This is a genomic window from Silicimonas algicola (assembly GCF_003970735.1).
In the GTDB taxonomy this organism is placed as follows: domain Bacteria; phylum Pseudomonadota; class Alphaproteobacteria; order Rhodobacterales; family Rhodobacteraceae; genus Silicimonas; species Silicimonas algicola.
In genome coordinates, this window is sequence record NZ_CP034588.1 from 2097158 (window position 1) to 2119385 (window position 22228).

Here is a 22228-nt window from a genome sequence, read left to right on the forward strand (position 1 = left end):
GATCGACGATGACAACGGACATGGACCGTGGACCGAACGTGGTGACGCTGGAAGCTGCGCGCCCGCGCCCGCTCCTGCCCGCCCTGGCGAAGATCGAAGGCTATTGGGAGCAGGTCCGCGCCCGCCGTCTCGTCCCGTCGCGCTGCGAGATCGACCCGAGGGGGCTCGAGGGCGTCCTCGCGCACGCCTTCATCCTCGAACGCATCGCCGGCGGTCTTGCCCGCTTCCGCATCGCAGGCTCGCACCTTGCCGACCTCGCCGGCCTCGAACTGCGCCAGATGCCGGTCTCGGCGCTGTTCCTCCCTGCCTCGCGCGAGATCCTGTCCGAAGCCTTGACGGCGGTCTTCGAGGAGCCCGCGGCGATCCGCATGACCCTCACCTCTCCCGCAGGCTTCGGTCGCGAGGCGCTCGAGGGCGAGATGACGCTCCTCCCGCTCCGTTCCGACCTCGGCGACATCGACCGCGTCCTGGGTGGCCTCGTACTCACGGGCCGCACCGGCCGCACACCACGCCGGCTCGAGATCACCGGCCAGACGCGCCGGTCCCTCGTCGGCTACGCCGGCCCGGCGCACCTGGGCGAGGCTCTCTTCGGGAGCCCACAGCCTGCCCCTAAACCGACGGAAATCAAGCGAAATAAGCCGTCTGAACCGGTCACGCGCATGACTCGAAAGGTCGCGCCAGCCAACGCCGCCTCCGGTCCCGCCGGCCGCACCGTGCGGCCTTGGTTACGTCTCGTCGTGGATAACGTCTAAGTCTCGCAATCCGATGGCGTCTGTGCCAGAATCACTTATAACGACGAACGCGCAACCGGATGGCCCAGACACGTTCCGCGACTGATGCTCGACGAAAACCTGACTTTTCTGCGCGGCGGCGGAGCTTCCGCGGACCGCATCGCTGAGATCGATTGGGCTGCGACGCCGCTCGGTCCGATTTCCGCGTGGCCGGCCGTCCTGCGGATCTCGATCTCCAACATGCTGAACTCCGCCTTCCCGAAGTGCCTCTGCTGGGGTGACGAGAAGACGATGATCTACAACGACGCCTTCGTGCCGATCCTCGGAAACAAGCACCCCTGCATGGGCCAGCCGTTCCTCGACGCCTGGACCGAGGCGGCCGACATGCTGAAGCCGATCGTCGACAAGGCCTACTCCGGCGAGTCGGTCTATATCGAGGACTTCCACATCGTCACCACGCGCTCGGGCGCGGCCGAGGATGCGTATTTCACCTTCTGCTACAGCCCTCTGCGCGACGAGCACGGGACGGTCCGCGGCATGCTCGACACCGTGATAGAGACGACCTCCACCGTCCATGCGCGCGAACTCTCGACGCTCCGCAACCGCGAGCTTGTCCACCGCGCGCGCAACGTCTACGCGCTGGTCTCCTCGCTGATCTCCCAGACCTTCCGCAGTGCCGCCTCGGTCGAGGACGCGCAGGACCGCATCCAGAAGCGCATCCGCGCGCTCGTGGCCGCGCAGGACGTCCTGGTCGAAGCCAAGTCAGTCAACGGGTCCATCGCCGACATCGCGCGCCGCGCGCTGTCGCCCTTCCTGCTCGAGGATGGGCCCGCCATCCGCATCGACGGGCCGGACATCGGCCTTGGCCGCGAACAGCTGACGGCCCTCAGCCTTGCCTTGCACGAGCTTGCGACGAATTCGGTCAAGTACGGCGCCCTTGGCGACCGCAAGGGATACGTCGAGCTTCAGTGGCAGTTGCAGGGCAACGACTTTCGGCTGACCTGGCGCGAATCGGACGGTCCCCTCGTCGCGAAGCCCGGAAGCCGGGGCTTCGGCAGCGCGATCATCCAGTACGCGCTCCCCGAAGCCTTCAGCGGCACGGTCGAGGTCGACTACGCCCCGACCGGCTTCACCCTCGCCCTCACGGCTCCCGCCGACCGTCTTCGGGCGGACGAACGGACGGCCGAGGAACTGCTCCTTCCCTTCTGAGCCTGACGCGACCGTCCCCGCGACATATCGCAGAGACGATCCCCAGCAAAATCAGCCGACCGCGACCTGGGCCGAGCCGGAGCGCCGCGCCGACAGCTCCTCGGCCACCAGGAACGCAAGCTCCAGTGCCTGGCTGGCGTTCAGACGCGGGTCGCAGGCGGTGTGATAGCGGTCCGACAGATCCTCGTCCGTCACCGCGCGCACGCCGCCGGTGCACTCCGTCACGTCCTGACCCGTCATCTCGAAATGGACGCCGCCCGGGATCGTGCCTTCCGCGCCGTGGACCTGGAAGAACTCGCGCACTTCGCGCAGCACGCTCTCGAACGGCCGGGTCTTGTAGCCGGACGAGGACTTGATCGTATTGCCGTGCATCGGGTCGCAGGACCACACGACGTTGGCGCCTTCCTCGCGCACGGCCTTGACCAGCCGAGGCAGATGCTCGCCCACCTTGCCCGCGCCGAACCGCGCGATCAGCGTCAGCCGCCCGGCCTCGTTCTCGGGGTTCAGCTTCGCCATCAGCACCTTCAGGTCGTCCGCCGTCGTGGTCGGCCCGCACTTCAGCCCGATCGGATTGAGGACGCCCCGGCAGAACTCGACATGCGCGCCGTCCGGCTGCCGCGTGCGGTCGCCGATCCAGATCATGTGACCCGAACCCGCCAGCCACTTGCCTGAGGTGGAATCGACCCGCGTCAGGGCCTCCTCGTACTCCAGCAGCAGGGCCTCGTGGCTCGTGTAGAAATCCACGGTGTGCAGCTCGTGGTTGGTCTCGCCCGTCATGCCGGCCGCCGTCATGAAGTCCAGCGTGTCCTGCAGCCGGTTCGCCATGTCGCGATACTTCTCGGCCTCATCCGTGTCGGTGAAGCCAAGCGTCCACGAGTGGACCCGGTGAACATCCGCGAAACCGCCCGTCGAGAAGGCGCGCAGAAGGTTCAGCGTCGCCGCCGCCTGAAGATAAGCCTGCAGCATCTTCGTGGGGTTCGGCGCCCGAGCGGCTTCGGTGAAGTCCAGCTCGTTGACGATGTCGCCCCGGTAGGACGGCAGCTCGATCCCGTTCACCGTCTCGGTCGCGGCGGACCGCGGCTTGGCGAACTGGCCCGCCATCCGGCCGACCTTCACCACAGGCACCTTGGCGCCATAGGTCAGGACCATCGCCATCTGAAGCATGACCTTGAATGTGTCGCGGATGTTGTCCGCGGCGAACTCGGCGAAGCTCTCGGCGCAGTCTCCGCCCTGCAATAGAAACGCCTCGCCCCGCGACGCGGCGCCCAGCTTTTTCTTCAGCGACCGCGCCTCGCCCGCAAAGACAAGCGGCGGATACTTGGCAAGCTGCGCCTCGACCGTCCCCAGCGCCTGCGCGTCGGGATAATCGGGCATCTGCACCCTGGGCTTGGATCTCCACCCGGATTTCTGCCAATCGCTCATCGTCCTGTCCTCTTCGGGCCTTGAATGCGAGGCCGCGTTATATCCCCCTGCGGAAGGCTTGAAAACCGCAGAAGCGTCACGGTGCGCGACAGGGGTCTTTCCCCGCACCTTGCCCCGGGCCCTGCTTTCGTGTTGTGTCGACACGGTTCGACGACAGGGTTGGAGGAACGGGACGCGACATGGCCGAGACTGCGGTGCAGACGATCAAGGTCAAGGTACCCGAGACCCCGCGAAGCTTCGTCTTCGTGCTTCTCGACCGCTTCACGCTCCTGTCCTACGCCTGCGCCATCGAGGCGCTGAGGATCGCCAACCGAATGGCCGGGGCCGATCTCTATGAATGGCGTTCGGTCGGCGAGGGCGGCGGCGTCATCGCCTGCTCGGCTGGCACGGCCTTCCAGCTCGACGGTCCCCTGGGCGAGACCGTCCGCGACGAGGTCATCGTGATCTGCGGCGGCATCGACGTGGCGGCCGCGACGACCAAACCGCTTCTCAACTGGCTCCGGCGCGAGGCACGGCGCGGCAACACCATCGGCGGTCTTTGCACGGCGGCCTTCACGCTGGCCCGCGCGGGGCTTCTCGACGGGCGGAAGGCCACGATCCACTGGGAGAATCAGGACAGCTTCCTCGAGGAATTCGAGGAGGTGAAGCTGACGAAGTCCGTCTTCACCGTCGACGGCAAGACCTTCACCACGGCGGGCGGCACCTCGTCCATCGACCTGATGTTGAAGATCATCGCCGACGACCACGGCGAGGAACTGGCGGGCGCCGTCGCCGACCAGCTCATCTACACGACCATCCGCACCGACCAGGACACGCAGCGCCTGTCGGTGCCCACGCGCATCGGCGTGCGGCACCCTAAGCTCGCGCAAGTCATCCACATGATGGAATCGGCCATCGAGGAACCGCGCTCGCCCGCGCTTCTGGCCCGCGACGTCGGCATGTCCACGCGTCAACTCGAGCGCCTGTTCCGCCGCTACCTGAATCGCAGCCCCAAGCGCTATTACATGGAACTGAGGCTTCAGAAGGCCCGCAACCTGCTCATGCAGACCGACATGAGCGTCATCAACGTGGCGCTCGCCTGCGGCTTCTCCTCGCCCTCGCACTTCTCCAAGTGTTACCGCGCCCAATACAACACCACGCCCTACCGCGAGCGCGGCACGCAGTCCGCAAGGCTCGCGATCTGATCGAGGCCCGCCTTCGCGCGACGATCGCGGCGCGCCTGCCGCTCGCGCACGTGGCAGAACGGCCCGACCTCCTGCGCCATACACCCCATCCCGGCAGCGGCCTCGCCGCCATCGCCCGCGCCGCCCGCTCCGACGCCGCCCCCTACTGGGCGCACCTCTGGCCCGGTGGTGCCGCGCTGATCCTCCACCTCCAGCGCCACCCCGAGACGGTCGCGGGCCAAAGCGTCCTCGACCTCGGCGCGGGCGCGGGGCTCGTGGGCATCGCCGCCGCCCGCGCCGGCGCCTCCCACGTCACCGCCTCCGACATCGACCCCCTCGCCCGCCTCGTCGCCGCCATGAACGCCGAGGCGAACGGCACGCCCCTCGCCCTCGCCGGCGACCTCCTCGACGGCCCCGCCCCCGACGCGCAGGTGATCCTCGCCGGCGACGTCTTCTACAGCGCCGCCCTCGCTACCCGCGTCCTCCCCTTCCTCCACCGCTGCCACGCCCGGGGCGCCCGCATCCTCGTCGGAGACCTCGGCCGCGCCCACCTCCCGCGCGCCGGCTTCGACGCCCTCGCGACCTATCCCGTCCGCGACCTGGGCGACCCGCCGGGGGCGACCCGCGACGGTGTCGTCCTCGTCCCTTCCCGCGACGGTTTCGGCATGGAACTTCCCCGCGACCGGCCCTAGCGTCGCCGGCATGGAACTCTCCGAGCACGACAGCCGCTATTCCTGGACCCGCCTCGCCATCAGCCTCGGCCTCTCGGTCGTGGGCAACGTCGGCATGTGGGCCGTCATCGTCATCCTGCCCGCGCTCCAGGCCGAGTTCGACATCAGCCGCGCCGGAGCCTCCCTGCCTTACACCGCCACAATGGCGGGCTTCGCGGCGGGCAACTTCTTTCTCGGCCGCGCCGTCGACCGCTTCGGCATCTCGACCGTCCTCGCCGCGGCGGGCGCAGCCCTCTCGGCAGGCTTCGCGCTCTCCGCCCTCGCCCCCTCGCTCCTCGGCGTCACGCTGATCCACGCGCTTCTCGGCTTTGGCGCCTCGGCCAGCTTCGCGCCGCTCATGGCCGACATCTCGCACTGGTTCCTCAAGCGCCGCGGCCTCGCCCTCGCCATCGCGGCCAGCGGCAACTACGCCAGCGGCGCTGCCTGGTCGCCCGTCATCGCCTGGATCATGATCGACCACGGCTGGCGCGGCGCCTACCTCGCCATCGCGCTGACCGTCGCCGTCGTGATGATCCCCGGCGCGCTTCTCCTCCGCCGCCGCATCGACGCCGCGACGACGGCCCGCGCCGCGACCGACGCCGCCTCCCGCGCCCGTTCCGTCGCCCTCTCGCCCCGCGCGCTCCAGGCGCTTCTGATGCTTGCGGGCGTCGGCTGCTGCGTCGCGATGTCGATGCCCCAGGTCCACATCGTGGCGCTGTGCATCGACCGCGGCTTCGGCGCGGCGGCCGGGGCCGAGATGCTGTCCCTCATGCTTCTGGGCGGCGTCGTCTCGCGCCTGACCTTCGGCGCGCTCGCCGACCGTCTCGGAGGCCTCCGCACCCTCCTCCTCGGCGGCACTCTCCAGATGCTGGCGCTTGCGCTGTTCCTGATCGAAGGCAACCGGACAAGCCTTTCGCTCGTCTCGCTTATCTTCGGCCTGTCGCAGGGCGGGATCGTGCCCTCGTATGCCATCATCATCCGCGAGTACCTGCCGCCCGCCGAGGCCGGACGCCGCGTCGGCGCGGTCATCGCCGCCACCATCGTCGGCATGGCGCTCGGCGGCTGGATGACGGGCTGGCTCTACGACCAGACCGGCAGCTACGCGCTCTCGATCTGGAACGGCATCGGCTGGAACCTCCTCAACGTGGGCATCGTGGCCGCACTCCTTCTCAGGATGGGCTCAGGCCCGAGGCTTCGCGCCGCCTGACCTTCATCTTGCCTGAAGTACGCAAAAGGGCCGCCGCGTCAGCGGCGGCCCGCCCCGCGACCCGCGCCAGCCGGGCGTAAGGCCTCAGATATCGTTCGTCCCGAAGGTGTCGCAGGCCTCGAGGTCGCCCGTCTCGAAGCCGGTCTGGAACCACCGCTGCCGCTGTTCGGACGTGCCGTGCGTGAAGCTCTCGGGCATCGGACGCTGGCCCGCGTTGCGCTGAAGCGTGTCGTCGCCGATCTGGGCGGCGGCGTTCATCGCCTCCTCGATGTCGCCGCGTTCGAGGCTGCCGAACTTCTCCTGCGCCTGCTGCGCCCAGATCCCCGAGTAGCAGTCGGCCTGAAGCTCGATCCGGACCGAGATCGCGTTCGCCTCCTCCTGGCTCACTTGCCCCCGGATCCGGTTCGCCTCGCCCAGGATGCCAAGCTGGTCCTGCACCGAATGCGCCACCTCGTGCGCCACGACATAGGCCGCGGCGAAATCGCCGCCCGCCCCCAGCCGGTCGCGCATCGTGGTGAAGAACTGCGTATCGAGATAGACCTTCCTGTCGCCCGGACAGTAGAACGGCCCCGTCGCGCCGCTGGCGTTGCCGCAGGGCGACTGCGTGACCTCCTTGAACAGGACCAGGGTCGCGGGCGTGTAGGGCTCGTTGATCTGCTCCTCGAAGATGCCGGCCCAGACCTCCTCGGTGTCGGCCAGCGTCACGCTGACGAACTCGCCCTCGCGCCGGTCGGCCTCGGTCAGGGGCGCGTCGGTCTGGACGACCTCGCCGCCACCGCCGCCAGTGCCGGTGAGAAGCGGCGTCACGTCGATCCCGAAGAACCAGCCCATGCCAAGAATGAAGAGGATGCCGACAAGCCCGATGCCGCCGCCTCCCGACATGCGCATCCCGCGCCGATCCTCGATGTTCCGGCTGCCGCGCCGACCCTGCCACCTCATGCCACCCTCCGACGTTCACCTGGCTGGCCGCGAGATTGCACCCTGCGAGGCTTGACGGCAACGTCGCAAACTGGCCTTTGATCCGCGAGGACGGGCAGAAAATGATCCGACGGCTCTACGACTGGACAATTTCGCTGGCCGCGCATCCGCGCGCGCTCTGGGCGCTTGCATTGGTCGCCTTCGTGGAAAGCTCGTTCTTCCCCATCCCGCCGCACATCATGATCGTTCCGATGGTGCTCGCGGCGCCGCACCGGGCCTGGCTCATCGCGGGGGTCGCCACGGTGGCCTCGGTCCTCGGCGGGGTGCTCGGATACGGGATCGGAGCCTTTGCCTTCGACGCCATCGGCCAGCCGATCCTCGAGTCGCTCGGCAAGGCGGACAGGATGCTCGAGTTCAACGAACGCTTCAACGACTTCGGGTTCTGGCCGGTGCTGATCGGCGGGCTTACCCCCTTCCCCTACAAGGTCATCACCATCATGTCGGGCTGGACGGGCCTGCCATTCATGACCTTTCTCGTGACCTCGATCGTTGCCCGTGCGACGATCTTCTTCATCCTCGCGGGGCTCCTGTGGAAATTCGGCCCTCCGATCCGCATTTTCGTCGAGAAGTACCTCGGCCTCGTCTTCACGGCCTTCGTGATCCTGCTTCTCGGCGGCTTCTACGCGATAAGGTTCATATGACCCGCAAGAACCTCATGCTCCTCGCCGCTGCCGGCTCTCTCGCCCTCCTCCTCGGCGCCTTCGCCTTCCAGGCCGCGGGTTACGCGCCCTGCAAGCTCTGCATCTGGCAGCGCTGGCCGCATGGCGCCGCCATTGCCGCGGGCGGTCTGGTCCTCGTCCTCGGCCCGCTCACTCTTCTTGGTCTTGCGGGTGCGCTCGGCGCGGCGCTTTCGGGCGTGTTCGGCGTCTATCACACCGGCGTCGAGCGCGGCTGGTGGGAAGGTCCGACCTCCTGCACCGGGTCGGGTGACGGGCTTTCGGGGATGTCGGGCGGCGATCTCCTGTCGCTCGACCTGCCCTCGGACGTGGTCATGTGCGACGAGGTCGCCTGGGCCTTCGCGGGCCTTTCGATGGCATCCTGGAACGCGATCCTGTCCTTCGCGCTGGCCGCGGTCTGGGTGCGCGCGCTGTCGAGGCGCGGCTGATCCTGACGGACAGCCTGCCATACACCTTGCCGACACAAAGCCGACGCCTTGCCGACGCCCTCTTCAGTGGATGGTGAACTCACCCACCACGTTCGTCCATTCCGTCGGAGACAGCCTCTTGCGATGCACGAAGCGGACCGAATGCAGCGGCCCCTCGATCTCTTCTTGCCAGAACTCGATGAACTTGAAGAGCTTCGGATGGTCAGGCGCCACATCATAGTCCTGCCACACGAAGGTATTGAGAACGTTGCGATAATCCGGCATCCGGTAGAAGAATTCGGCCGTCGTCAGGCCGTATCCCTTCAGCAGAAGCTCGGTTTCCGAGAGACTCATGACAACCTCATATTGCCTGCCCGCCGCAGGAATTGAGCCATGAGTCGGATTGAAGATCAATGAATTCAGCATGTTGGCACTCGCCCCCTGCGGCTGCCAGACAATTGAGCAACAGGCATTGCACCTATCTGTAGGGGTCTGATACAGTGTCGCCACCCAGATCTTGCGGTGCGATGAAAAAGCGAGCAGCCTGTGAACGACACGCCAGAACCGCCTGAAAACACGGAAGAAACGCCACCGGCGGGTCCGCGTCACCTCGGTCCCACAGTGTCGATCGAGCAGGAGATGAAGACCTCCTACCTCGATTACGCCATGTCGGTCATAGTTTCGCGTGCGATACCCGACCTGCGCGACGGCCTGAAGCCCGTCCACCGCCGCATCCTCTACGCCATGCACGAAAGCGGCAACACCTTCGACAAGCCCTACCGCAAGTCGGCGAGGCCCGTCGGCGACACCATGGGCAAGTACCATCCCCACGGCGACAGCGCGATCTACGACGCCCTCGTGCGCATGGCGCAGCCGTTTTCCATGTCTCTTCCGCTACTTGACGGCCAGGGCAACTTCGGCTCGATGGACGGCGATAACGCCGCCGCCATGCGATATACCGAGGTCCGCATGGCCAAGTCGGCGAGCTATCTTCTCGCCGATATCGACAAGGACACGGTCGATTTCGCCGACAACTATGACGGCAAGGATCAGGAACCCACGGTCCTGCCCGCCCGCTTCCCGAACATGCTGGTCAACGGCGCGGGCGGCATCGCGGTCGGCATGGCCACGAACATCCCGCCCCACAACCTGGGTGAAGTGATCGACGCGACCCTCGCCCTGATCGAGGATCCTGACATCTCGACCGAACGGCTGATCGAGATCGTGCCCGCCCCCGACTTTCCCACGGGCGGCATCATTCTCGGCCGCTCCGGCGCGCGGAAGGCCTATCTCGAAGGCCGCGGCAGCGTCATCATCCGCGCCAAGACCCGGATCGAGGAGGTGCGCAAGGACCGCTTCGCCATCGTCCTCGACGAGATCCCCTACCAAGTGAACAAGGCCGCGATGATCGAGAAGATCGCCGACCTCGTGCGCGAGAAGAAACTCGAGGGCATCTCGGCCATCCAGGACGAGTCCGACCGCGTCGGCGTCCGCGTCGTGATCGAGTTGAAGCGCGACGCCACCCCCGACGTCGTCCTGAACCAGCTCTGGCGCTTCACGCCGATGCAGACGTCCTTCGGCTGCAACATGCTGGCGCTCAACGGCGGCCGTCCCGAGCAACTGATGCTTCGCGATTTCCTGTCGTATTTCATCACCTTCCGCGAGGAAGTTGTCGCCCGCCGTACCGCTTTCGAACTGGGCAAGGCGCGCGACCGCAGCCATATCCTCTGCGGTCTGGCCGTGGCCGTGGCGAACGTGGACGAGGTCGTCGCCACCATCCGCGCCAGCGCCACGCCCGCCGATGCCCGCGAAAAGCTGATGACCAGACGCTGGCCCGCGCACGAAATCGCCCCCTACATCCGGCTGATCGACGACCCGAGCCACCGGATGAACGACGACGGGACCTACAACCTGTCCGATCGCCAGGCCCGCGCCATCCTCGACCTCCAGCTTCAGCGCCTGACCCAGCTTGGCGTCAAGACCATCACCGACGAGCTCGAGGAGCTGGCGGCGAAGATCAAGGACTACCTCGACATCCTGTCCTCCCGCGCCCGCATCATGTCGATCATCTCGGACGAGCTGCGCGAGGTGCGCGAGCTTTTCGCCGTCCCCCGCCGCTCCGAGATCGTTGACTGGGCCGGCGACATGGAGGACGAGGACCTCATCGAGCGTGAGGACATGGTCGTCACCATCACCCAGGGCGGCTACATCAAGCGTACGGCCCTCGCCGAGTTCCGCAGCCAGAAGCGTGGCGGCAAAGGCCTGTCCGGCGGCGCGCTGAAGGAAGACGACGTCGTCACCACGCTCTTCGTGGCGAACACGCATACCCAGCTTCTGTTCTTCACCACCGACGGGATGGTCTACAAGCTGAAGACCTGGCGCCTGCCGCTTGGCGGCCGCACTTCGCGCGGGAAGGCCATCGTCAACATCCTGCCCATTCCCACGGGCGTCTCGATCGCGGCGATCATGCCCGTGGACGCGCCCGAGGAGGATTGGGAATCGCTCCACATCTTCTTCGCCACCTCCGAAGGCGGCGTCCGGCGCAACGCGCTGTCGGACTTCACCAACGTCATGCGTAACGGCAAGATCGCGATGCGTCTGCCGGATGAGGTATCGCTCGTAAACGCCCGGATTTGCACCGAAGAAGACGACATCATGCTCGTGACCGCACTGGGACGCGCGATCCGCTTCCCGACGACCGAGGTCCGCGTCTTCAAGGGCCGCGACTCGAGCGGGGTGCGGGGCATCCGGCTGGCCGACGGCGACCGCGTCGTGTCGATGTCCGTCATCCGCCACTTCGAGGCCGACCCCGCCGAACGCGCCGCATACCTCAAGCAGCGCCGTCTCATGGCAGGCGTGGTCGAGGAGGAATCCGAGGCCGATGAGGACGAGGAGGCCGTCGCCGAGGGCCAGCTTTCGCCCTCGCGCTATGCCGAGATGTCCGAGGCCGAGAACCTTGTCCTGACGATCACCGCGAAAGGCGCGGGCAAGATCTCCTCCAGCCACGACTACCCCGTGCGGGGCCGTGGCGGCCAAGGCGTCATGGCGATGGACCGCGCGATGCGGGGCGGCCCGCTCGTCGCCTCGTTCCCAGTCGAAATGGGCGACCAGATCATGCTCGCCACCTCGACGGGCCAGTCCATCCGCGTGCCGGTCGAGGGCATTTCGTTCCGGTCGCGCACCGCGGGCGGCGTGAAGGTCTTCGACACCGCGAAGGGCGAAGAGGTCGTCTCGGTCGCCTGGATCGCCGAGGCGGACGACGCGGGCGACATCGAGGAAGCCTAGGCGTTTACCTCCCGGAAACGCCTGTCGTGCTAGTCGCAGGTGCATGAACCTGTACCACTGCATGATCGAGCTGAAGCGCGACGCTCAGGCCCTCGCTTTCGCCTCCGCCACCGAACACTGGCTTTCCGGCCTCGCCTCGCGCGGCCTGATCGGCGAATGGAAGCTCTTTCGCCGCAAGTTCGGCCTCGCCTCGGCGCAGCACAGCGACATGATCCTCACGATCGAGGTTGAGGATATGGCGCAGCTCGAATCCGCCTTCCGATCCCTCGCCGATGCCGGTTCGCCGGCCGACCAGAAATACTACGATCTCATGCACGACATGATCGGGCAGCTTGCGGTGGGCCTCTACCGCCCATATCCCGACCCGACACAAAGGGAGTCCGTCGCGCTCGTCTGACAGTGCATCAAGACACTCCGTTAACCATCTGTTCGGATTTACACTTACCGGACTCATTCAGATTTGAGATAAATCTCCACGGGTTGGGGCCTGGACGTGGAGAGAGTGGATGCGCACGTATCTAGTTGCCTTGTTGATCGGTTTGTCTTGCCCCGCTGCGCAGGCGCAAAGCTCCCTCGGGATCACCGGCGCCGAATTCAGCCTTGGCATGGTCCAGGACGAAAGCGGGTCGGCGCGTTCCCGGGCTTCGGCGACCGTCGATGTGGCGGTCACGGGGGTCCACGGCTTCCAGGGCGACCTGTCCTTCGACGACACGGCGTCGGGCGGGATCGGCGGTGTTGCCGCCCACCTCTACATGGCGCCGCGCAATGGCCAGAAGTATGGCCTATTCGCCGCGCTGTCGGATGTGGACGGCCGGTCCATGATGTGGGGCTCTCTGGGCGCCGAAGGGATGCTCGCCCTGTCTCAGGACACCTCGCTCGAAGTCCGGGCCGGCTTCGGCGTAGCGGACGCCGATGACCTCGACTTCATCTTCGGCGGTGTCGGATTGGCGCACGAGCTGACGCCCGAAATCACGCTCGCGGGCCGTCTCGACGTCGCCGACTTCGACGAAGCCGCCTTTCGAGCGACGGCCTGGGACGCGGGCTTGACGGCCACTTGGTCGCCCAGCAACGGCCCCTGGGGTCTTCAGGCCGGCGTCACCCGCTCCGGTCTCGCTGGCCGCGACGGGGTCGCAGGCGAGACGCGTATATCCTTCGGCGTCACGCTCTCGCTCGGCACGGCAGGCGGCGCATCACCCGCGACGCGCCCCTTCGGCCGCACCGATCCGGTGGCGCCCCTTCTCCGCCGCAAGCTTTGGTGACATCCGGGCCTCGTGCCCGGCACCAGACAGCGGCTGCGCCCTCCCGAACGGAGGGCATTGCCGCATTTGTGCCTAATTGATGCAACAAAGATAATCTGTTTCCGCCGGAGAAACGCCGTCATTAACCACTTCTCTCTAGCCTGGGATGGCCTTTGTATTTTGGCCTCCGTTCGATTTTCGCCCACTCGTCGGGCGACGCCATCTGGGACAGACGCGGGGATATCGGAATGAGGGACCTGACCGGCAACGGCACGGCTGCGGCGCATGTGACGCGCATCCTGATCGTCTCGTACTTCGTCGCGCTGGCCATCGGACTTGTCGAAGGCGCCGATCTGACACGACTTGTCACCCCTTTCCTCGACGAAATCCCGGCACGTCACGTCAGCCGACTGATCGTCCTGACGCTCTGCGCGCTGGTCGTCTTCGGTCTCTACCGCCGGGCCGCGGCACTGGTCCTGGCCATCATCCTGTTCTGGACCAGCTATCTCAGCCTTTTCTCGCATGGCGAAGTGGGAGGCTTCTGGCGCGACCTGGCCCTTATCGGCGGCCTTCTGATGTCGGCCCGCGTCGGTGTCCACGACCGCGCCGCCGACGTGATCGACACACCGTCGGAAGCTGCATCGAACCACAGCAACTCTGAATGGGTGGCGATCAAGCCGCGTGCCACCGTGACGCGCTTCCGCGAAGACCTGAACCTCGCCAGGATCGACTGACGCCCTTTCCAAACCGGGCGCCGGGGTCTAAATCGCCCTCATGTCCGAACCTCTTCATATCGTCGGCGGTGGCCTTGCCGGGTCGGAAGCCGCCTGGCAAGCGGCCGAGCGCGGCGTTCGCGTGATCCTGCACGAGATGCGCCCCAAGGTCGGCACCTTTGCGCACCGCACGGGCGACTTCGCCGAAATGGTCTGCTCGAACTCATTTCGCTCGGACGACGACGAGCAGAACGCAGTGGGCCTCCTCCATTGGGAGATGCGGCAGGCCGGCGGCCTGATCATGCGGATGGGCGACCGGCACAGCCTGCCCGCAGGCGGCGCGCTGGCCGTGGATCGCGATGCCTTCTCGGCCGGTGTGACCGAGGCGATCCGCTCGCACCCTAATATATCAGTGGTGGACGAAGAGGTGACGGACCTTCCGCGCGTCGGCCACTGGATCTTCGCCACCGGTCCCCTGACCTCGCCCGCCCTCGCCAGCTCGATCCAGGCCGAGACCGGCGAAGGAAGCCTCGCCTTCTTCGACGCCATCGCCCCCATCGTCCATGCCGAAACCATCGACATGGACGTGGCCTGGGCCCAGTCCCGCTACGACAAGGGCGAAACCGAAGACGACCGCACCGCCTATCTGAACTGTCCGATGACACGGGATCAGTACGAGGCCTTCATCGACGCGCTGCTGTCGGCAGAGAAGACCGAATTCCACGAGGGCGAGACCGCAGGTTACTTCGACGGCTGCCTTCCGATCGAGGTCATGGCCGAACGCGGTCGCGAGACGCTGCGCCACGGCCCCATGAAGCCGGTCGGCCTGACCGACGCGCACAACCGCGACGTCAAGCCCTACGCCGTGGTGCAGCTTCGCCGAGACAACAAGCTCGGCACGCTGTGGAACATCGTCGGCTTTCAGACCAAGATGAAATACGGCGCGCAAACCGATGTTTTTCGGATGATTCCCGGCCTTGAGAACGCATCGTTCGCACGCCTTGGCGGCATCCATCGCAACACGTTTCTGAACGCGCCTAGGCTTCTGGATGCAAACCTGCGCCTCCGCTCGCTACCGTCGGTTCGCTTCGCGGGACAGGTCACGGGCGTCGAAGGCTATATCGAGAGCGCGGCCATGGGCCTTTTGGCCGGTCGGCTTGCGACGGCCGAGATGACGGGAAAGGCGCTTCCGACCCTGCCGCCGACGACGGCCATGGGCGCGCTTCTTCACCACATCACAGGCGGCGCGGATGCCAAGACGTTCCAGCCGATGAACGTCAACTTCGGGCTGTTTCCCCCGATCGACGCGAAGGGAGGGAGACGCGGGCGGCGCGAGCGCTACAAGGCCTACACGGATCGCGCCAAGGCGGATTGGCTGGCCTGGCTGGACGCTCCCGTCCTGCGAGCTGCGGAATGATCGAAGACACACGCGCGACCTATGCGGCATGGGCCGACACCTACGACGCCGACGTCAGCGCCCTGGGCTATGCCGCGCCCGCCCGGGTCGCCCTGGCGTTGAGACGAGCGGGCGCGAATCCGGACAAGCCGCTTCTGGACTTCGGATGTGGGACGGGGCTTTCCGGCCTGGCCTTCAAGGCGGCGGGCTTCGCACAGATCGATGGTACGGATCTGTCGTCCGAGATGCTGGCTCAGGCCCGGCAAAAAGGTATCTACCAGCATCTCTGGGAAGCAGAGCCGAACACCCTGGGTCACGTCAAGCGTGGCGCCTATCCCCTTATCTCGGCTGTCTCTTCTATCGGACAAGGCGAGGCACCGCCGAGGACGTTAGACCTCCTCCTCGACATCCTCGCGCCGGGCGGTCTCCTTGCCTTCACCCTCGACGAGGACGCGCTGGCCGACCGGGCCTACTCCGACCGTCTCGATATCGCGGTCCTCGCCCCCGACATCGAGGTCGTCCTCGACGAAGACGGGCCGCACCTGTCGGCGAAAGGCGTTCGCTCCACGGTTTTCGTCCTGCGCCGGACATGAGGCTGCGCACTCGTTTCGCGCCGTCGCCCACAGGGCCCCTTCATCTCGGCCACGCCTATTCGGCGATCCTTGCGCATGACATGGCGCGGGCGGCGGGCGGAGACTTCGTTCTGCGCATCGAGGATATCGACCGGAGCCGGTCGCGGGCCGAGTGGGAAGACCTGATATACAAGGATCTCAGCTGGCTCGGGCTGTCGTGGGAGACCCCGGTGGTGCGACAGTCAGAGCGTCTACACCTTTACCGTCAGACTCTTCAATCGCTCTGGAATGAAGACCTGCTCTTCGCCTGCACCTGCAACCGGCGCGACATCCTCGAGGCAGCATCGGCCCCGAACGAGAGCGAGCCTGCCGTCGGCCCGGACGGCATCGTCTATCCCGGCACCTGCCGCGACCGGAAGAGCTTCGGCGATCCAGTCATGCCCACGAACACGGCCCTTCGCCTGGACATGGCGAAAGCAATAGATGACCGCCCCGCCACTTTCGAGGAAACCGGGCGCGGCCCCGAAGGAGAGTCAGGCCGGATCGACATCCACCCGATTGCCCTGCCGGGCGAGATCGGCGACGTGGTCCTCGCCCGCCGCGACATGGGAACGAGCTATCACCTGTCGGTGGTGGTCGACGACGCCGACCAGGGCATCACGCATGTGGTCCGCGGTCAGGACCTGTTCGAGGCGACGAAGATCCACGTCGTCCTGCAAGACATCCTCAGCCTGCCCCGACCCGAGTACCACCACCACCGGCTGATCCGCGACGAGGCCGGCAAGCGCCTGGCGAAGCGCGACGACGCGCGCTCGATCCAAAGCTACCGCGACGCCGGCGCCACGCCTGACGACATCCGCCGAATGGTCGGGCTCTGACTTTCCTCTGTCCTGAAATGCTCTGGGGGTGAGGCCGCAGGGCGCAAGGGGGCAGAGCCCCCTATGCCACCGGCCTCATCAATTCGACCTCGGATCCGTCGCGCACCGCTGTATAGAAACAGCTTTGCCGGTTCGTGTGACAGGCGGGTCCCTCCTGCCGCACGATCAGCAGCAGGCAATCCCGGTCGCAATCGACACGGAGGTCGACCAGCGTCTGGACGTGGCCCGAGGTTTCGCCCTTCACCCAGAATGCCTGCCGCGACCGCGACCAGTAGGTGACGCGCCCCGTCTCAAGCGTGCGCGCCACCGCCTCGGCATTCATCCAGGCCATCATCAGGACAAGGCCCGTTCCCTCCTCCTGCGCGATGGCGGGCATCAGGCCACGGTCGTCGAAACAAAGCGTGGAGGGATCGAAGGCCATCGGCAGAACCTTTCCTTGGAAGCCGGCTGCGCCTATTTATGGGGTGAACTGTGCGAAGGAAAGCCGATGGCCGACACCGATCTCGTCAAGCTCTACTCGGGGCGGATCCTCGAACTGGCGGCGGACATCCCGCACAGCGACCGGCTGAACGCGCCCGACGCGACGGTCAAGCGGCGCTCGCCACTCTGCGGATCGACGGTGACGGTGGACGTGGAGCTCGAGGACGGGCAGATCGCGCGTTTCGGCCAGGACGTGAAGGCCTGCGCGCTAGGCCAAGCCTCGGCCTCTGTCCTGGGCCGCGTGGTCATCGGCCGCACGAAGGCCGAGATCGAGCGCGCCCGCGACCAATTGCGCGCGATGCTGTCCGATGGGGGACCGGTGCCGGACGCACCCTTCGAGGGCTATGAGGTGCTGGAGCCCGCGCGCGATTTCCGCAATCGCCACGCGTCGATCCTGCTCGCCCTCGAAGCGACTGCCGAAGCGGTGTCCGAGGCCGAGACGCGCGCCGACTGCGCCTGATCCGTCCGACAAAAAACCGCCGCACATCCGGGCGGATGGCGGCGGTCAGTGGCGTATCTGGTGTTCGGGCCGGTCGGGTCCGGGACAGGGACCACGATCGAGGGACAGTTCGCAAACCGTTTGGGACAGGATGCGGGACCGGCCGTCCAGACCGCAGGCAGTCAGAGGCGTGAGGTCAGAAAAGGCCCGGCGCGGACAGGCCGACGAAGGCGATGACGGCAAGGGCTGCCACACCAGCGAAATCGCGCGGCAGGGTGGCAGCATTGCGTGAGAAGGTCGCTCTCAATTCATTCATCTCGGTCATTCCCTGTGTCAGGCAAAACGGCGGGCGGGCCGTCGGTGTTGCCATCTTGTTCTCAAATTTTGAGAAACATGTAAAGAACTTTTTAAGAACATTCGCGAACGAGTGGTTAACGCGAGCACCTGCTACCCGACCGAGATCATGCCGATCGCCTTGTCTTGCTCCATCAGCCAGAGAAGCACGCGCACCGCACGCCCCCGCTCGGACGTCAGGTCGGGATCGACGGAAATGAGCCGCCGCGCATCGCCGTTCGCGACCGCCATCAGCGCCGCCTGACGCTCCAGGTCCGCGATTCGGAACCGCGGCAGGCCCGACTGCGCCGTGCCGAGGACATCGCCTGCGCCGCGCATGACGAGATCCTCCTCGGCGATGCGAAAGCCGTCCTCGGTCTCGCGCAGGATCTCGAGACGGCGACGTGCGCTTTCGGTCAGGGGCGTCTGGTACAACAGAAGGCAGGTCGATTTCTCGGAGCCGCGCCCGACCCTTCCGCGAAGCTGATGCAACTGGGCCAGACCGAAACCCTCGGCGCCTTCGATGACCATGATCGAGGCGTTCGGCACGTCGACCCCGACCTCGATGACGGTGGTCGCCACCAGCACACGCGTTCTGCCCGCCACGAAGTCCGCCATCGCCGCGTCCTTGTCGCGAGGCGGCATCTGCCCGTGGACAAGGCCCACGACATCCTCCCCAAGTGCCGCGCGCAGGCGTTTGAAGCGCTCCTCGGCCGCGGTCTTCTCCAGCGTCTCGCTTTCGTCGACAAGCGGACAGACCCAATAGGCCTGCCGTCCTTCGGCCACGGCGGCGCGAAGGTGGCCCACGACCTCGTCCATCCGTCCCGAAGAGATCAGGGCGGTCGCAACCGGCGTTCGGCCCGGAGGTTTCTCGTCGAGGATCGAGACGTCCATGTCGCCGTAGTTCGCGAGGCTGAGCGAGCGCGGAATCGGCGTCGCCGTCATCACGAGGACATCGACGCGCTCGCCCTTGCGGCCAAGCTCCATCCGCTGCGCCACGCCAAAGCGGTGCTGTTCATCGACGACGGCAAGGCGCAGGTCGCGGAACTCCACGTCCGCCTGGAACACGGCGTGGGTGCCGACGAGGATGTGGATGTCGCCCTTCGCCAGCGCCGAAAGCTTGGCCGCACGCTCACTTCCCTTGTCGCGGCCGGTCAGAAGCTCGACCACCACGCCGGCAGCCTCGGCCAGCGGCTTGAGGCCCGAAAGATGCTGGCGGGCGAGGATTTCGGTCGGGGCCATCATAACGCCCTGCCCGCCTGCCTCGACCGCGACCAGAAGCGCCATCAGCGCCACCAGCGTCTTGCCCGCGCCGACATCGCCCTGAAGCAGCCGGTTCATCCGGCGGTCCGATCCCATGTCGTCCGCCACCTCGCGGATAGCCCGCTCCTGCGCCGAGGTGGGGCTGTAGGGCAAGGCGGCCAGGACGCGGGATTGCAGACGTCCGGTCGCGACCGAGGGTCGACCGGCGCGGGTGCGGCGCCGCGCCCGGACAAGCGCCAGCGTCACCTGGTGCGCGAAAAGCTCGTCGTAGGCCAGGCGCTGCCTCGCGGGTGCCGAGGCGGCGATGTCGGCGGACCCCTGCGGCGCATGCGCGGCCGCCACTGCCTCACGCCAGGATGGCCAGCCCTCGCGCCGGACAAGCTCGGGGTCGATCCACTCGGCCAGGTCCGGCGCGCGCGTCACGGCTGCCTGCGCGGCCTTCGCCATCACCTTGAGCGTGACGCCCTGTGTCAGAGGATAGACCGGCTCGAACGCCGGCAGGTCGCCCGCCTCGGAGGGCAGAAGGACGTGATCGGGATGGACGATCTGTGCGACCCCGTCGAACACCTCGGCCCGGCCCGACACGAGGCGGCGCGACCCGACAGGCAAGGTGCGCTGCAGCCAGTCGCCCTTGGCATGGAAGAAGACGAGCTGGAACGACGTCTGCGCATCGGCCACGTCGATGCGGGTGGGCTTGCCGCGCGCGCGCGCCGGATGGTGCCGTTCGACGGTGACCTCGGTCGTGACCGTCGCGGGCAAGGGCACGCCCATGATGGTGTCGCGGAACGACCGATCGACGCCCGAGACAGGCAGCGTGAAGAGAAGATCGCGCGGCGTCGCGACCTGAAGCGCCGACATGGCCTTGGCGGTCTTGGCGCCGACGCCCGGCAGCGTCTCGAGCTCGGCGAAGAGCGGGAACAGGACTTCGGGGCGGCGGCTCATGCGTCGGCGATGAGGGCGAGCCAGCCATCCTCGTCGATGGTCTCGATCCCAAGCTCGACCGCCTTCTTTGCCTTCGACCCCGCCCCCGGTCCTGCGACGAGGAGATCGGTCTTGGCCGAGACGCTGCCCGCGACCTTGGCGCCCAGGGATTCGGCCCGCGCCTTGGCCTCGGCCCGCGTCATCTTTTCGAGCGTGCCGGTGAAGACGACGGTCTTGCCGGCAACGGGGCTGTCGGTCGCCCGGGCGGCGGGGGCCTCGATGGTCAGATGAGCGGCCAGCCGGTCGATCAAGGCGCGTTCCTCGGCCTGCGCCAGCGTCGTCACCAGCGACCGCGTCAGGGTCTGGCCGACCCCGTCGATCGACAGGAACTCCGACCAGGCAGGGCTCTTCGCCAGAGCGTCTCGCCCCTCGGCCTCGGCCGCAGGCTCGGACGCCGCGGTGTCGGCCGTCTGGGCGAGCGTCGGCCAGTCATGGAAGTGTCGGGCCAGGTCCTTGGCCGCGACCTCGCCCAGGTGCCTTATGCCAAGGCTGAAGAGGAAGCGCTCGAAGGCCACGGTGCGGCGCGCGTCGATGGCGTCGAGAAGGTTCTCGGCGGACTTCTCGCCCCAGCCTTCCCGCTCGCGCAACTCGACGCCCTTCCGGTCGCGCAGGGTGAATATGTCGGCGGGCTCGGCAATCCAGCCGTCCTCGAAAAACTGTTCGACCTGCTTGGCGCCCAGCCCCTCGATGTCGAAGGCCGAGCGGCCGACCATGTGGCGCAGCCTTTCGACCGCCTGCGCGGGGCAGATCAGCCCGCCCGTGCAGCGGCGCACGGCGTCGCCGTCCTCGCGGATTGCATCCGACCCGCAGCGGGGGCAGACCGTGGGAAATTCGTAGGGGGTCGCGTCCTTCGGCCGCTTCGCCACGTCGACGTCGGCGACCTTCGGAATCACGTCGCCGGCGCGATAGACCTGCACCCAGTCGCCTTCGCGGATGTCCTTGCCGTCACGAATAGGCGTGCCGTCGGCGCTCCGCCCGGCGATGTAATCCTCGTTGTGAAGCGTCGCGTTCGACACCACGACGCCACCCACGGTCACCGGCGTCAGGCGCGCCACCGGAGACAGGGCGCCCGTCCGCCCGACCTGGATCTCGATCTTCTCGAGCCGGGTCCAGGCCAGCTCGGCCGGGAATTTGTGCGCGATGGCCCACCTTGGTGTGGTCGAACGGAAGCCGAGGCGAGACTGGAGGGCGAGGTCGTTGACCTTGTAGACAACCCCGTCGATGTCGTAGCCGAGCGTCGCGCGCTTTTCCTCGATCAGGCGATACTGCTCCAGCATCTCGTCCGGCCCGTCGCAGAGACGCATCATGTCGTTTGTGACGAACCCGAGCGTCGCCAGACGGTCGATGGCGCCCTTCTGGGTGTCGGCGAGAGGCTGCGAGAGGCTGCCCCAGCCGTAGGCATAGAACCGGAGCGGCCGCGCCGCGGTGATCTTCGGGTCAAGCTGGCGCAGAGATCCGGCAGCGGCGTTGCGCGGGTTGGCGAAGGTCTTGCCGCCCGCCTCTTCCTGCCGCGTGTTGAGCGCGGCGAAGTCAGCGTGGCTCATGTAGACCTCGCCCCGGACCTCGAGGACATCTGGAGCGTCTTTCAATGTCGCGGGGATGTCGTCGATGGTGCGCGCATTGACCGTCACGTTCTCGCCCGTCGCGCCGTCGCCCCGCGTGGCGGCCGAGATCAGCGCGCCGCCTTCATAGCGTAGCGACAGCGACAGCCCGTCGATCTTGGGTTCGGCGACGTAGGCGAGGCTCGCATCCGCGGAAAGGCCCAGATACTTGCGCACCGAGCGGTCGAACTCGGTGACCTCTTCATCCTCGAAGGCGTTGCCCAGAGACAGCATCGGGATCGAGTGGGTGACCTTCTGAAAGCCCTCGGACGGCGCCGCGCCGACCTGGTCGGACGGAGAATCCCCGCGCTTCAGGTCCGGAAAGGCAGACTCGATCTCGGCATTGCGGCGCTTCAGCGCGTCGTAGTCCGCGTCGGATATCTCGGGCGCGTCCTTGGCGTGATAGGCCTCGTTCGCGCGCGCGATCTCGCGGGCAAGCCGGGCAAGCTCAGCGCCCGCCTCAGCGGGCGAAAGGGAGGATACGTCTTTCATGCCGCCGGCGAACCTCGGGTGGGACCTATACCCCCATGGATAAAAAGCCCGGC

General features: G+C 66.9%; 22 protein-coding genes. 15 read left to right on the forward strand and 7 right to left on the reverse strand.

Features of this window, described 5'->3' with window-relative positions:
* Positions 1-8 precede the first annotated feature (8 nt).
* Positions 9-752 carry a PAS domain-containing protein gene (locus tag EF888_RS10440; protein ID WP_164721645.1) on the forward strand — a complete coding sequence of 248 codons (744 nt, stop codon included), beginning with the start codon at positions 9-11 and terminating at the stop codon, positions 750-752.
* 84 nt (positions 753-836) lie between these two features.
* Positions 837-1940, forward strand: a complete 1104-nt coding sequence (locus EF888_RS10445; protein WP_109758944.1) for a sensor histidine kinase — start codon at positions 837-839, stop codon at positions 1938-1940.
* Positions 1941-1991: 51 nt separating this feature from the next.
* On the opposite strand, the gene EF888_RS10450 is transcribed toward EF888_RS10445, so the two are convergent.
* Positions 1992-3362, reverse strand: a complete 1371-nt coding sequence (locus EF888_RS10450; protein WP_109758945.1) for a class II 3-deoxy-7-phosphoheptulonate synthase — start codon at positions 3360-3362, stop codon at positions 1992-1994.
* A 179-nt stretch (positions 3363-3541) separates the two neighbouring features.
* On the opposite strand from EF888_RS10450, the gene EF888_RS10455 reads away from it, so the two are divergent.
* Genes EF888_RS10455 through EF888_RS10465 form a run of 3 tightly spaced genes read left to right on the forward strand, consistent with a single transcriptional unit; the run spans position 3542 to position 6442 of the window.
* Positions 3542-4546 carry a GlxA family transcriptional regulator gene (locus tag EF888_RS10455; RefSeq protein WP_109758946.1) on the forward strand — a complete coding sequence of 335 codons (1005 nt, stop codon included), beginning with the start codon at positions 3542-3544 and terminating at the stop codon, positions 4544-4546.
* A gap of 50 nt (positions 4547-4596) precedes the next feature.
* Positions 4597-5217 carry a class I SAM-dependent methyltransferase gene (locus EF888_RS10460; RefSeq protein WP_164721646.1) on the forward strand — a complete coding sequence of 207 codons (621 nt, stop codon included), beginning with the start codon at positions 4597-4599 and terminating at the stop codon, positions 5215-5217.
* A gap of 10 nt (positions 5218-5227) precedes the next feature.
* On the forward strand, positions 5228-6442 hold the full coding sequence (locus tag EF888_RS10465) for an MFS transporter (RefSeq protein ID WP_109758948.1): 1215 nt from the start codon (positions 5228-5230) through the stop codon (positions 6440-6442).
* Positions 6443-6526: 84 nt separating this feature from the next.
* On the opposite strand, the gene ypfJ is transcribed toward EF888_RS10465, so the two are convergent.
* On the reverse strand, positions 6527-7381 hold the full coding sequence (gene ypfJ / locus EF888_RS10470) for a KPN_02809 family neutral zinc metallopeptidase (protein WP_109758949.1): 855 nt from the start codon (positions 7379-7381) through the stop codon (positions 6527-6529).
* Between the two features lie 101 nt (positions 7382-7482).
* On the opposite strand from ypfJ, the gene EF888_RS10475 reads away from it, so the two are divergent.
* Together EF888_RS10475 and EF888_RS10480 are read left to right on the forward strand one after the other, a co-directional pair.
* Positions 7483-8061: a YqaA family protein gene (locus EF888_RS10475; RefSeq protein ID WP_109758950.1), complete on the forward strand. Its 579-nt coding sequence runs from the start codon at positions 7483-7485 to the stop codon at positions 8059-8061.
* Positions 8058-8525, forward strand: coding sequence for a disulfide bond formation protein B (locus EF888_RS10480; RefSeq protein WP_109758951.1), 468 nt, complete (start codon positions 8058-8060; stop codon positions 8523-8525). Before EF888_RS10475 ends, EF888_RS10480 begins: the two co-directional genes overlap by 4 nt.
* A gap of 63 nt (positions 8526-8588) precedes the next feature.
* Here EF888_RS10480 and EF888_RS10485 read toward each other — a convergent pair whose 3' ends face one another.
* Positions 8589-8858 (reverse strand): usg protein, encoded by a 270-nt coding sequence (locus EF888_RS10485; protein WP_109758952.1) that lies wholly within the window; start codon positions 8856-8858, stop codon positions 8589-8591.
* A 192-nt stretch (positions 8859-9050) separates the two neighbouring features.
* On the opposite strand from EF888_RS10485, the gene gyrA reads away from it, so the two are divergent.
* From gyrA to gluQRS, 7 genes are all read left to right on the forward strand, one after another.
* The gene (gyrA, locus tag EF888_RS10490) at positions 9051-11789 is read left to right on the forward strand and encodes a DNA gyrase subunit A (protein ID WP_109758953.1); all 2739 of its coding nucleotides are present in this window, start codon (positions 9051-9053) and stop codon (positions 11787-11789) included.
* A 43-nt stretch (positions 11790-11832) separates the two neighbouring features.
* Positions 11833-12186: a DUF6614 family protein gene (locus tag EF888_RS10495; protein WP_109758954.1), complete on the forward strand. Its 354-nt coding sequence runs from the start codon at positions 11833-11835 to the stop codon at positions 12184-12186.
* Between the two features lie 109 nt (positions 12187-12295).
* On the forward strand, positions 12296-13048 hold the full coding sequence (locus EF888_RS10500) for a hypothetical protein (RefSeq protein ID WP_126918553.1): 753 nt from the start codon (positions 12296-12298) through the stop codon (positions 13046-13048).
* A 227-nt stretch (positions 13049-13275) separates the two neighbouring features.
* Positions 13276-13761, forward strand: coding sequence for a hypothetical protein (locus EF888_RS10505; RefSeq protein WP_109758956.1), 486 nt, complete (start codon positions 13276-13278; stop codon positions 13759-13761).
* Between the two features lie 40 nt (positions 13762-13801).
* Complete coding sequence (gene trmFO / locus EF888_RS10510; protein ID WP_109758957.1) at positions 13802-15157, forward strand: methylenetetrahydrofolate--tRNA-(uracil(54)-C(5))-methyltransferase (FADH(2)-oxidizing) TrmFO; 1356 nt, start codon at positions 13802-13804, stop codon at positions 15155-15157.
* Positions 15154-15729 (forward strand): class I SAM-dependent DNA methyltransferase, encoded by a 576-nt coding sequence (locus EF888_RS10515; RefSeq protein WP_109758958.1) that lies wholly within the window; start codon positions 15154-15156, stop codon positions 15727-15729. Before trmFO ends, EF888_RS10515 begins: the two co-directional genes overlap by 4 nt.
* The gene (gluQRS, locus tag EF888_RS10520; protein WP_109758959.1) at positions 15726-16586 is read left to right on the forward strand and encodes a tRNA glutamyl-Q(34) synthetase GluQRS; all 861 of its coding nucleotides are present in this window, start codon (positions 15726-15728) and stop codon (positions 16584-16586) included. The genes EF888_RS10515 and gluQRS overlap by 4 nt, the downstream gene beginning before the upstream one ends.
* Before the next feature lie 61 nt (positions 16587-16647).
* Here gluQRS and hisI read toward each other — a convergent pair whose 3' ends face one another.
* Entirely contained in the window at positions 16648-17007 is a 360-nt protein-coding gene (gene hisI, locus EF888_RS10525; RefSeq protein WP_109758960.1) for a phosphoribosyl-AMP cyclohydrolase, read from the reverse strand.
* 66 nt (positions 17008-17073) lie between these two features.
* Here hisI and EF888_RS10530 point away from each other — a divergent pair, with 66 nt between their 5' ends.
* Entirely contained in the window at positions 17074-17526 is a 453-nt protein-coding gene (locus EF888_RS10530; protein ID WP_109758961.1) for an iron-sulfur cluster assembly scaffold protein, read from the forward strand.
* Positions 17527-17701: 175 nt separating this feature from the next.
* Here the strand turns inward: EF888_RS10530 and EF888_RS22455 are convergent, their stop codons facing one another.
* The 3 genes from EF888_RS22455 to ligA all read right to left on the reverse strand — a co-directional run bounded on the left by EF888_RS22455 (position 17702) and on the right by ligA (position 22175).
* Complete coding sequence (locus EF888_RS22455; protein WP_277601041.1) at positions 17702-17830, reverse strand: hypothetical protein; 129 nt, start codon at positions 17828-17830, stop codon at positions 17702-17704.
* A 122-nt stretch (positions 17831-17952) separates the two neighbouring features.
* The gene (gene recG, locus EF888_RS10535) at positions 17953-20043 is read right to left on the reverse strand and encodes an ATP-dependent DNA helicase RecG (RefSeq protein ID WP_109758962.1); all 2091 of its coding nucleotides are present in this window, start codon (positions 20041-20043) and stop codon (positions 17953-17955) included.
* Positions 20040-22175, reverse strand: coding sequence for an NAD-dependent DNA ligase LigA (ligA, locus tag EF888_RS10540; RefSeq protein WP_109758963.1), 2136 nt, complete (start codon positions 22173-22175; stop codon positions 20040-20042). Before ligA ends, recG begins: the two co-directional genes overlap by 4 nt.
* Positions 22176-22228: the final 53 nt, after the last annotated feature.

Bases quoted from the DNA above. Each gene is read 5' to 3' on its own strand.
- trmFO (WP_109758957.1), top strand. From the start codon at position 13,802: ATGTCCGAACCTCTTCATATCGTCGGCGGTGGCCTTGCCGGGTCGGAA.
- EF888_RS10505 (WP_109758956.1), top strand. From the start codon at position 13,276: ATGAGGGACCTGACCGGCAACGGCACGGCTGCGGCGCATGTGACGCGC.
- EF888_RS10450 (WP_109758945.1), bottom strand. From the start codon at position 3,362: ATGAGCGATTGGCAGAAATCCGGGTGGAGATCCAAGCCCAGGGTGCAG.
- EF888_RS10475 (WP_109758950.1), top strand. From the start codon at position 7,483: ATGATCCGACGGCTCTACGACTGGACAATTTCGCTGGCCGCGCATCCG.
- EF888_RS10455 (WP_109758946.1), top strand. From the start codon at position 3,542: ATGGCCGAGACTGCGGTGCAGACGATCAAGGTCAAGGTACCCGAGACC.
- EF888_RS10480 (WP_109758951.1), top strand. From the start codon at position 8,058: ATGACCCGCAAGAACCTCATGCTCCTCGCCGCTGCCGGCTCTCTCGCC.
- EF888_RS10500 (WP_126918553.1), top strand. From the start codon at position 12,296: ATGCGCACGTATCTAGTTGCCTTGTTGATCGGTTTGTCTTGCCCCGCT.
- EF888_RS10445 (WP_109758944.1), top strand. From the start codon at position 837: ATGCTCGACGAAAACCTGACTTTTCTGCGCGGCGGCGGAGCTTCCGCG.
- EF888_RS10465 (WP_109758948.1), top strand. From the start codon at position 5,228: ATGGAACTCTCCGAGCACGACAGCCGCTATTCCTGGACCCGCCTCGCC.
- ligA (WP_109758963.1), bottom strand. From the start codon at position 22,175: ATGAAAGACGTATCCTCCCTTTCGCCCGCTGAGGCGGGCGCTGAGCTT.
- recG (WP_109758962.1), bottom strand. From the start codon at position 20,043: ATGAGCCGCCGCCCCGAAGTCCTGTTCCCGCTCTTCGCCGAGCTCGAG.
- gluQRS (WP_109758959.1), top strand. From the start codon at position 15,726: ATGAGGCTGCGCACTCGTTTCGCGCCGTCGCCCACAGGGCCCCTTCAT.
- EF888_RS10485 (WP_109758952.1), bottom strand. From the start codon at position 8,858: ATGAGTCTCTCGGAAACCGAGCTTCTGCTGAAGGGATACGGCCTGACG.
- hisI (WP_109758960.1), bottom strand. From the start codon at position 17,007: ATGGCCTTCGATCCCTCCACGCTTTGTTTCGACGACCGTGGCCTGATG.
- EF888_RS10495 (WP_109758954.1), top strand. From the start codon at position 11,833: ATGAACCTGTACCACTGCATGATCGAGCTGAAGCGCGACGCTCAGGCC.
- EF888_RS10530 (WP_109758961.1), top strand. From the start codon at position 17,074: ATGGCCGACACCGATCTCGTCAAGCTCTACTCGGGGCGGATCCTCGAA.
- EF888_RS10440 (WP_164721645.1), top strand. From the start codon at position 9: ATGACAACGGACATGGACCGTGGACCGAACGTGGTGACGCTGGAAGCT.
- EF888_RS22455 (WP_277601041.1), bottom strand. From the start codon at position 17,830: ATGACCGAGATGAATGAATTGAGAGCGACCTTCTCACGCAATGCTGCC.
- ypfJ (WP_109758949.1), bottom strand. From the start codon at position 7,381: ATGAGGTGGCAGGGTCGGCGCGGCAGCCGGAACATCGAGGATCGGCGC.
- EF888_RS10515 (WP_109758958.1), top strand. From the start codon at position 15,154: ATGATCGAAGACACACGCGCGACCTATGCGGCATGGGCCGACACCTAC.